Consider the following 10233-nt stretch of genomic DNA (forward strand, 5'->3'; position numbering starts at 1 on the left):
CAAAGTCTCGCTATGCTTTTAAATACGAAAAATAATCCGCTAAGAAGCTATCAAAATCTTGAGTGCTTGCTTCTTCACTTTGTTGCTGAGCAGTCACAGAGCGTTGAACTTCTGCTTCCATCAACTCAGCTGAGTAAACTTTGTATTGGTGTGCTTTGTGCTGCTCTGCATACGTTTTACCTAACGCACAGCCCACTTTACCTAAGCCACCTAACTTCTTAGTCTCTTCTAGCAACTGGCCAGAAATGGTCAGCTCTGGGTTATCAATCCAAGCTTCAAGCGTATCGCAGGTTTCTTGGTATGCACGACCACCTTGTTCAGCGTCCATCATCTCGGCAATAGAGCGTAGGTCTTTAAAGACACGCTTCGCCCAATCTTGCAGAGACAATCGCTCACCATGACAACCGATTTGCAGCTCTAAACCAACCTGACGACCTTCTAGGATCACCTTGTTCCAGTTATCGCGCCAGCACTCAAGTTCACAGTTATCCATCTCGGCAGAGTCTGTTAGTACACTCCACGTAAGGAATAGGTCCAAGAAGCGAACTTGCTGCTCATTGATACCAATTGAGCTGAATGGGTTTACGTCTAAAGAACGAACCTCAATGTACTCAACACCAGCACGAGCGAGCGCTTCAGATGGTTTCTCACCACTCTTCGCCACACGCTTAGGACGGATTGGAGCATACAGCTCATTCTCAATTTGCAGTACATTGCTATTTAGCTGACGGTATTCACCGTCAACCTTAGTGCCAATCTCAGCGAACTCTTCTGATGGTGTGCGAATCGCTTGATTCAAACCTTCAAGGTATTGGTCTAGGCTGTTGAAACCAATCTTCAATACACTTTGCGCACTATTAGTGTAACCAAGATCGCTCAGGCGCAGTGCCGTTGCTTTTGGTAGATACAGTGTCTCGCCAATCTTTTCAAAAGGCAGACTTGTATCTCTTCCTTTGATGAAAGAAGAACATAGCGCAGGTGAAGCACCGAAGAAGTATGGGATTAACCAACCAAAGCGGTAGTAGTTACGAATCAAACCGAAGTAAGCATCTGACTTAGCTTCACAACGCGCTTCTTCTGTTTGCTCTCCAAACAGGCTATCCCAAAAGCTTTCTGGGAAAGAGAAGTTGAAGTGGACACCAGAGATAATCTGCATCAAGCTACCGTAACGGCGCTTTAAGCCTTCACGATATAGCGTCTTCATCTTACCGTTGTTAGAGGTGCCGTATTGCGCTAGTTGAATGTAATCTTCACTGCCAACGTAACAAGGCATAGAAAGCGGCCATAGCTTTTCGCCGTCTAACTTGGTTTGCGTGAAGTGATGGATATCAGACAACTGATTCAAAAGCGTCGGAACATCGTTAGAAACAGGCGTGATAAATTCCAGTAGCGACTCAGAGAAATCGGTCGTTACCCATTCGTTCATCAACGCAGATCCCAAAGCCTCAGGGTGCGGCCCAGTAGCAAGGTGCCCATCTTCCGTGTAGCGTAATGTTTCCCTTTCAACACCACGACCGAATTGAGAGAAGGTCTTAGGGTTGGTTGCAACTTGCTTTAGTCGCGCAGCAAAATCAGTCAAAATTCAGTTCACTTATCTTATATTGTTCTGATTAGAACTATCATAAATTAGGTTGGAGGAGAAAAGTAGAGTCTCTTCCCTCCCCCTTTAATGTGTACTCTAACGAATGATTTCAAGCTCTTCTATTGGAATATCTAACTTTTCTAATTGCGGGCGAAGCGAAGTCGCGTCACCAACAACGATTATTTGATAATCATTCGGGTCGAACCATTTCTTCGATAGCTCGTTTAAGGTTTCTTTTGAAACCGTTTCAACTATCTGATTACGCTGTTGTAGGTAATCTTCATCAAGGCTCAATGCGACAATATTACTCAACAACCCAGCCTTTTGACTTGGCGTTTCGTATTTAAGCGCATCTTGTTGACCGACGGCGAGGCGCATAAATTTCACCTCTTCGTCAGTTAATCCACTTTGACTAAACTCGTTCAACTCATTAATAAACTCTTGAATCGATGGAACCGTCGCATTCGCCCTTACCTGCGCGCTAAATACCACTGCGCCAGTTTCTCGAGTACTTGCGAAGTAACCGCTTGCACCGTAAGTGTACGCCTTGTCTTCACGTAGGTTCTGGTTGATACGGCTATTGAAGTTACCCGCTAAGTTAAAGTTAGCTAGCTGACTCAAATACAATTCACCCGTCGCATCAAACGGCAGGCCTTTACGCACCAAGCGAACAATGCTTTGCGGCGCACCCGGTTTGTCGACTAAGTACAGGTGCTGACCAGAAAGCTCTTTGACGATCTGTGGGCGCGTTAATGGTGCCGCATCGCCTTGCCACTCTTCAAAGAATTGTAGCTGTTTCCCTACCTCTTTCTTCGAGATGTCTCCCACAACAACAATATTGGCACCTTCTGGTGTGTAATGTTGCGCATAGAATTTTTTCACATCGTCTAAGGTCAATTTCGACAAAGACGCCTTGGTACCGTCACTTGCGCGAGCAAAAATACTGTCACCAAATAGTACTTCACGGGTTGCTTGAGAAGCCATCCAGCTTGGTTGCTGGTGCTGATACACAACGCCTTCTAGCATCTGTTTCTTAACGCGCTCGAAATCTTGCTCATCGAACTTAGGCTCGAATAGAACCTCTTGTACAATCGCTAAGGTTTGAGGCAAGTTTTTCTCTAGCGCCGAGACTGAAATATCTGTGGTGTAGCTGCCGGCACTGATGCTCACACTGCTACCAAGTTTATCTAGTGTCGCTTGTAGCTCTTCAACCGTTCGTTTTGTCGAGCCTTCTTCCATCATAGAAGCGGTTAGGTTCGCTAGGCCTTCTTGACCTTTACGAACATAACGCTCGCCCGCTGGAAGTTGAATCTGTAGCTGTACGGTCGGTGTTTCACTAGTCACAGTACCAATCAAATCCGTGCCGTTGGCAAAGTGCATGCGGTACAAATCAGGCATCGTTGCTTCAACACCAAAGTTCACTTCTGGCATCACGCTGCGATCAAAAGTGTTCGGTGCTTTTCTGAAATCCAGCTGGTCTTCTGTCACCTTGCTGTATTCAGGCAAAGTACGTGGAGGCGTAGTAAAGGTCGCTTCACGAACCGCTAAATCAAGTTGCTTCTTAGGCACCACACTCAAGGTCACCTTGTGCTTACCTTCGATGAAATCTTGGTAGGCTTTACTTACGCTTTCTGGAGTCACCGCTCGGATTTGATCCAACTGTGATTCAATGCGATCTGGTTGACCATAGAAGGTTTGGTTAGATGCCAGTTGTGAAACCTTGCCTTTTACACTTTGCAATGCGAAAACGGCATTCGCTTCTGCCATGCCAATGATCTGGTCTAAACGCTCTTGCTCAACACCTTCTTTCGAAAATTGATCTAAGGTATCCATCAGCTCTTTATTAAGAACCGTCAAATCGCCTTTTTCTCCTGAGTTACCCATCGCATAAACATACATGGTACAAGCAAGCTCAGCACAATCATGGAAAGAGCCTGCGCTAACTGCTTTCTGTGTTTTTACGAGGTTTTGATACAGGTAACTGTTAGTGCCTGAACCCAATACATTAGACAGTGCATTCAGTGAAGCTTGTGTCTCTTCACCACGATACGTTGTTGGCCAACCCACAAGCACCATCGGCTGACGAATATTGTCTTCTAGGGTGATGTACTTGTCTTCTGTTAGGACGGCTGGTTGCTTCTCTGCAGCCTTAACTTCTGGGCCTTGAGGGATTGGGCCAAAGTACTTATTCACCCACTCTAGCGTGTCATCAACGTCGATATCACCACCGATAGTCAGTACCGCATTATTTGGGCCGTACCAGCGTAGGAAGAACGCCTTAAGGTCATTCACATCGACACGGTCTAGATCTTCCACATAACCGATTGGTTGCCATGAGTAAGGGTGACCTTCAGGGTAAAGCGCTTCACCCATGCGTTCCCACATCAAGCCGTAAGGACGATTTTCGTAGCTCTGCGCTCGTTCGTTTTTAACCGTGCCTCTTTGTACCTCAAATTTCTTCTGAGAAACTGCATCTAACAAGAAGCCCATTCGGTCGGATTCTAACCACAACATTTTTTCAAGTTGGTTAGAGGGAACAGTTTCAAAGTAGTTGGTACGGTCACGGTTAGTGGTACCGTTTAACGAACCACCAGCCTCGGTAATGATCTTAAAGTGCTGTTGGTCACCAACATTCTCTGAACCTTGGAACATCATGTGCTCAAAGAAGTGAGCAAAGCCCGACTTACCTATCTCTTCACGAGCAGAGCCTACGTGGTAAGTCACATCAACATGCACCAACGGATCAGAATCATCAGGGGAAAGAATCACTGTCAGGCCGTTTTCAAGCTGATACTTGGTATAAGGAATCACCACTTTATCTTTAGAAGGCTTAACCTCCTCTAACAGAGTGACACCTTCAGGTAACGAGGAAAAGAAGGGCGTTGAGCTAGGTACATTGTAAGAACAGCCAGCAATGGCGATAAGAGAAAATGTACCAAGTAAAACCTTTTTCATAGGTTCTCCTTAGAAAAAACCGAAGTAGATAGCAGCAAGTAAGCTATAGCGAGCGGCCTTGCCAATCGCTATCAAAATAACGCTAGGGATGAATTTCATTCTTAGCCAACCAGCTGCCAGACACAAAGGATCACCAATGATCGGTAACCAACTGAATAACAGTGTCCAGTAGCCATAACGGCTTAGCCAAGCCATAGCCTTATGACCATGCTTTTCAGATTGAGTTCGATTAGGCAACCACAAACCAATCCAATAGTTAGTCAGGCCGCCTAAGGTGTTACCTAATGTTGCCACCAGAATAATCGATGAGGTGGAAAAATGGTCTAGGCTCAATGCTGCCACAAGGCTAGCTTCTGAACCACCGGGGAGTAATGTGGCACTCAAGAAGCCACTGATGAAGAGTACCCACAGCGCTGAGTCCGAGAACCACAGCGCGATATTTTCAAAAAGGGAGTTAAAGAATTCTAGCACTGCATATCAACTTTCTTGCATTTTAAGTAGCACCTTGCCTCTGGTGTGTCCGGTTTCAACCTGTAGATGCGCCGACTGCGCCTCGTCTAGCTGGTAGATACCTTGAATTTCTGTTTTGAGTAATCCGACACTAACCATGTAGAGCATAGCGTCCATTTGCTCAGGGGTTGGCTCAACCAACATGCCTGATGCAGTAAAACCTAATAGTGTCGCTTTTTCGCAGATCAACTCAGCAGATAGGGTCGGAACGGTCACCACTCTTGCTCCGTCTTTCAGGCACTTCAACGCATCAAGCGCGGTATCGCCACCGACCAAATCAATCAGCACATCAACATCAGAAACTCTTTCCGACGCTGGCGCAAACTTATAGTTAATTGCGTGAGCACCTAACGTCGCAAGGTAATCAAGGTTGGCTTCACTGCAGGTCGTGTAAACCTCGGCTTTTGCGGCTACTGCAATTTGAACCGCAAGGTGACCAACGCCGCCAGCACCCGCTAAGATAAGCACGCGATCGCCTTCTTTCACTTCGGCTTTGTTTAGCGCTTGTGCTGCGGTTTGACTAGCAAGTGGTAATGCCGCTGCCGCTTCTAAGGTGACAGAATCAGGAACCATGCTTAACGCCGCTTCTGGAACACAAACATATTGGCTGTAGCCGCCACCTTGCAGTGGAAAGCCAATAAAGCCCGCCACGTTATCACCAACCGTAAAACGTTCAGCCAGATCGCCTAGCGTGACAATTTGACCCGAAATATCGTATCCCGGTACCCAAGGAAGGTTGTCTTTGTTTTGTGCTGCTGCCCAACCAAGGCCAGCACGGGTTTTCACATCAATCGGATTAATGCCCGAAAAGGAAACTTTAACCACCACTTCTCCAGCCTTAGGCTCAGGAATAGCACTGGTTTGAATACTAAGGTTTTCGACGCCGCCGAATTGAGTAATCGCAATCTGTTTATTTTCCATTTCCACATTTCCTTGATTGATAAAAGCCCTAGTGAGCAAGCACCCTAATTAATAAAAAGAAAGGGATGCGAAAGCATCCCTTTGACTATAAACCATTTAATAAGGCTAAGTTAACCGCTCATTCGTAAATTGACGACCAATTAACGTAACGATACATGACCTAAGTAATCCATTAGCCGACTAGCGCTAATAGAATACCCGCAGCTACCGCACTACCAAGTACACCTGCTACGTTCGGACCCATTGCATGCATCAACAAGAAGTTCTGAGGGTTTGCTTCAAGACCTACCTTGTTCACAACACGTGCCGCCATTGGAACCGCTGATACGCCAGCTGCACCAATCAATGGATTGATGTCCTCTTTCGAGAAGCGGTTTAGAACCTTCGCCATCAATACACCACCCGCGGTACCAATACTGAACGCGACCGCCCCTAAGCCAAGAATACCTAGAGTCTCTAAGTTCAAGAAAGTATCCGCTTGAAGCTTAGAGCCAACACCGAGACCAAGGAAAATAGTCACAACGTTAATCAGTTCGTTTTGCGCTGTTTTCGATAGGCGATCAACCACACCCGCTTCACGCATCAAGTTACCCAGACAGAACATACCCACTAGAGGTGTTGCTGAAGGTAGGAACAAAATCGTCATCAGTAGTACAGCAAGCGGGAAGAGGATTTTCTCTGCTTTGCTAACGTGACGAAGTTGAGCCATCTTAATCTTACGCTCTTCAGGAGACGTTAACGCCTTCATGATTGGTGGCTGAATAATAGGAACCAATGCCATGTAGCTATAAGCCGCTACTGCAATGGCACCTAAAAGATCCGGAGATAACTTGCTCGCCAAGAAGATCGCAGTTGGGCCATCGGCACCACCAATGATCGCAATTGACGAAGCATCGGCCATCGAGAACTCCATTCCTGGAACATAGTTCAGCAAGATCGCGCCAAATAGCGTTGCAAAAATACCGAACTGAGCCGCAGCCCCTAGCCACAATGTTTTAGGGTTCGCAATCAACGCACCGAAGTCCGTCATCGCACCAACACCCATAAAGATCAGCAGTGGGAAAATACCCGTTTCAATACCAATGTAGTAAACGTAGTACAGTAAACCACCGGGATCAGTAAACCCAGCATTTGGGATGTTTGCTAATACAGCACCAAAACCAATCGGTAGTAGAAGTAACGGTTCAAATCCTTTACGAATTGCTAAAAACAACAGCAAGCAACCGACCAGCATCATACAGATCTGGCCGAACTCGAAGTTAGCAATCCCTGTTTCAGACCATAAGGTCATCAATCCTTCCATGGTACTCCCTTACGCTAAGCTTAGTAGTGGAGCGCCTACAGTAACTGCATCGCCTTCTTTAACATTCAGTTCTTGAACGATACCACCACGAGCAGCACGAACTTCCGTTTCCATCTTCATCGCTTCCAGGATAAGCAGAACGTCGCCTTCAGCAACCTCAGCACCCGCCTGAACATTTACTTTGAAGATGTTACCCGCCAATGGGGCTGGAACCGCTTCAGCGTCAGAAGCTGCTACTGGTGCAGTTTGAGCCGCTTGAGTAGGTTTTGCAGATGGCGCTACTGATGTAAGTTCACCTTGTGGGCCAACTTCAACGTCGTAAACTTGACCATCAACCTTCACGCTGTAGCTTTCAATACCACCAGAAGCTTGTACAGGAGCTACTGCAACTGGAGCCGCAGCTTCTAGCGTTGGTGCAGGTTCAAATGCTTCAGGGTTACGGCGGTTCTTAAGGAACTTAAGACCCACTTGTGGGAAGAGTGCGTAAGTCAGTACATCATCAACCGTATCTTCAGCTAGAGAGATACCTTCTGATTTCGCTTTCTCTAACAGATCCGTCGTTAACGTATCCATTTCAGACTTAAGTAAATCAGCAGGACGACAAGTAATCGGCTCTGCACCATCCAGAACTTTCGCTTGCAGTCCAGCATCCACTTCCGCAGGAGCTTGACCGTATTCACCTTTCAGAAGACCGGCAGTCTCTTTAGTGATGCTCTTGTAGCGTTCACCCGTTAGAACATTAATAACCGCTTGAGTACCGACAATTTGAGAAGTTGGTGTTACCAAAGGAATATAACCAAGCTCTTTACGTACGCGAGGAATCTCTTCAAGAACCTCGTCCATACGATCGGCTGCGCCTTGTTCTTTCAGCTGGCCTTCCATGTTAGTCAACATGCCGCCAGGAACCTGAGCGATCAAGATGCGAGAATCGACGCCTTTTAGCTGCCCTTCCCATTTCGCGTACTTTTTACGTACATCACGGAAATAAGCTGCGATGGGTTCAATTTGGTCAAGCTTAAGGTTCGTATCGCGCTCTGTACCTTCTAACATCGCCACAACCGTTTCAGTTGGCGTGTGGCCGTAAGTACAGCTCATTGAAGAGATAGCCGTGTCTAGAATATCGATACCCGCCTCAACGGCCTTAACCGCTGTTGCTGTCGATAGACCGGTTGTCGCGTGGCTATGTAGCGCTAGAGGAACATCACACGATGCTTTAATGCGTGTAATTAACTCTTCCGCTTCATAAGGCTTTAATAAACCTGACATATCTTTGATACATAGTGAATGACAACCTAGGTCTTCTAGACGCTTAGCCAGATCAACCCAAGTATCTGAGTTGTGAACCGGACTGGTTGTGTAAGACAACGTACCTTGAGCATGGCCACCAACGTCGATCGTTGCTTTCACTGCTTTTTCAAAGTTGCGTACGTCATTCATCGCATCAAAGATACGGAATACATCCATGCCGTTTTTATGGGCACGTTCAACAAATTTTTCTACTACATCATCCGCGTAATGACGGTAGCCCAATAGGTTTTGACCACGCAGTAGCATCTGCATTGGTGTGTTTGGCATCGCTTTTTTCAGCTCACGCAAACGCTCCCATGGATCCTCGCCAAGAAAACGGATACACGAATCAAACGTCGCGCCGCCCCAAGTCTCAAGTGACCAGTAACCGACTTTATCCAGTTCTGCCGCAATTGGCAGCATATCTTCGATACGCATACGAGTAGCAAATAGTGACTGGTGCGCGTCACGAAGTACCACATCTGTGATAGCTAGTGGTTTAGACATGCTCATAAACTCCTTTTTAATCCTTTAAATGCTACTTAGCAGTAGACGCACGGTATTGATGAACCGCGGCCGAAATTGCTACCACTACCTGTGGACTAACAGCTGAAGGGTTTGATTGTGATTTTTGAATTTTTTTAGGTGCTGCGATCGGCTCAGGTACTTCTTCTGGTACCAGTTTTGACATCAACCGAACGAGGTAAACTAGAATAGTTAGGAAAATAAAGACAACGGACATCCCCGTTATCATTAGAGTCGCCGCATCTCCTAGCAGGCTTCCAATATTAGTCATGTTGCTTCCTTTCTTCGTCATCCTGACATACGTACAGGATTTCAGCGAATAGTGATCCCGACCTATGGATTATCTCGATTGGTAAAAGTTTGTCAATTTTGTTTAAGGTTCTGTTACGGATAACGCACACATAAGGTTAATTATTCGCCTATCAGATCACATAAATCTGTCAAATACGTCATTTTTAGATATTTAAACTGTGACTTAAACGGGGCTTTTCTGGGAATTGATATGAGAAAGGTGGAATAACAAAGAAGCAATCAAGAACTACTTTAAATACAACAAGTTAAACAACGAACAAATTTAACATTGTCGCAACAATTTTACAGCAGACATAAAAAAAGCCTCGTATAAACGAGGCTTTTTCTAATAATGTGGCGCGCTCTGGAGGATTCGAACCTCCGACCGCCTGGTTCGTAGCCAGGTACTCTATCCAGCTGAGCTAAGAGCGCACGGTTTTAATATCAATTCATTGTTACTAACAACAGATCAATATAAGGATTTCATTCTTATAAGAAAGAAGCCCTAAATAGTGGCGCGTCCTGGAGGATTCGAACCTCCGACCGCCTGGTTCGTAGCCAGGTACTCTATCCAGCTGAGCTAAGGACGCACGGTTTTCGATATCAGTATTTCCAATATCAGGAGTTCACAAGGAAACCCTAAAGAGTGGCGCGTCCTGGAGGATTCGAACCTCCGACCGCCTGGTTCGTAGCCAGGTACTCTATCCAGCTGAGCTAAGGACGCGCAGTTTTCGATATCGGTATTACCGATATCAGGGGTTCATAAAAGAAACCCTAAATAGTGGCGCGCTCTGGAGGATTCGAACCTCCGACCGCCTGGTTCGTAGCCAGGTACTCTATCCAGCTGAGCTAAGAGCGC

General features: G+C 46.2%; 7 protein-coding genes and 4 tRNA genes. All 11 read right to left on the reverse strand.

Translation table 11 applies throughout. The features are described 5' to 3' along the window. Positions 1-10 precede the first annotated feature (10 nt). On the reverse strand, positions 11-1579 hold the full coding sequence (gshA, locus tag CWO13_RS12950; RefSeq protein WP_107898716.1) for a glutamate--cysteine ligase: 1569 nt from the start codon (positions 1577-1579) through the stop codon (positions 11-13). A gap of 99 nt (positions 1580-1678) precedes the next feature. Continuing rightward, positions 1679-4537: a M16 family metallopeptidase gene (locus CWO13_RS12955; protein WP_108083046.1), complete on the reverse strand. Its 2859-nt coding sequence runs from the start codon at positions 4535-4537 to the stop codon at positions 1679-1681. A gap of 9 nt (positions 4538-4546) precedes the next feature. Continuing rightward, positions 4547-5008 (reverse strand): YqaA family protein, encoded by a 462-nt coding sequence (locus tag CWO13_RS12960; RefSeq protein WP_048659376.1) that lies wholly within the window; start codon positions 5006-5008, stop codon positions 4547-4549. A 6-nt stretch (positions 5009-5014) separates the two neighbouring features. Further along, the gene (locus tag CWO13_RS12965) at positions 5015-5968 is read right to left on the reverse strand and encodes an NADP-dependent oxidoreductase (RefSeq protein WP_107898718.1); all 954 of its coding nucleotides are present in this window, start codon (positions 5966-5968) and stop codon (positions 5015-5017) included. Positions 5969-6140: 172 nt separating this feature from the next. Beyond that, entirely contained in the window at positions 6141-7271 is a 1131-nt protein-coding gene (locus tag CWO13_RS12970; RefSeq protein WP_019825842.1) for a sodium ion-translocating decarboxylase subunit beta, read from the reverse strand. Between the two features lie 9 nt (positions 7272-7280). After that, the gene (oadA, locus tag CWO13_RS12975; RefSeq protein WP_107898719.1) at positions 7281-9065 is read right to left on the reverse strand and encodes a sodium-extruding oxaloacetate decarboxylase subunit alpha; all 1785 of its coding nucleotides are present in this window, start codon (positions 9063-9065) and stop codon (positions 7281-7283) included. Positions 9066-9096: 31 nt separating this feature from the next. Then, positions 9097-9354 (reverse strand): oxaloacetate decarboxylase subunit gamma, encoded by a 258-nt coding sequence (locus CWO13_RS12980; RefSeq protein WP_107898720.1) that lies wholly within the window; start codon positions 9352-9354, stop codon positions 9097-9099. A 375-nt stretch (positions 9355-9729) separates the two neighbouring features. Next, a tRNA-Arg gene (locus tag CWO13_RS12985) sits at positions 9730-9806 on the reverse strand. A gap of 81 nt (positions 9807-9887) precedes the next feature. Further along, positions 9888-9964: transfer RNA gene (locus CWO13_RS12990), tRNA-Arg, on the reverse strand. Positions 9965-10021: 57 nt separating this feature from the next. Continuing rightward, positions 10022-10098, reverse strand: a tRNA-Arg gene (locus tag CWO13_RS12995). 58 nt (positions 10099-10156) lie between these two features. Beyond that, a tRNA-Arg gene (locus tag CWO13_RS13000) sits at positions 10157-10233 on the reverse strand.

The sequence above is a fragment of the Vibrio sp. ZF 223 genome, assembly GCF_003050585.1.
In the GTDB taxonomy this organism is placed as follows: Bacteria; Pseudomonadota; Gammaproteobacteria; order Enterobacterales; family Vibrionaceae; genus Vibrio; species Vibrio crassostreae.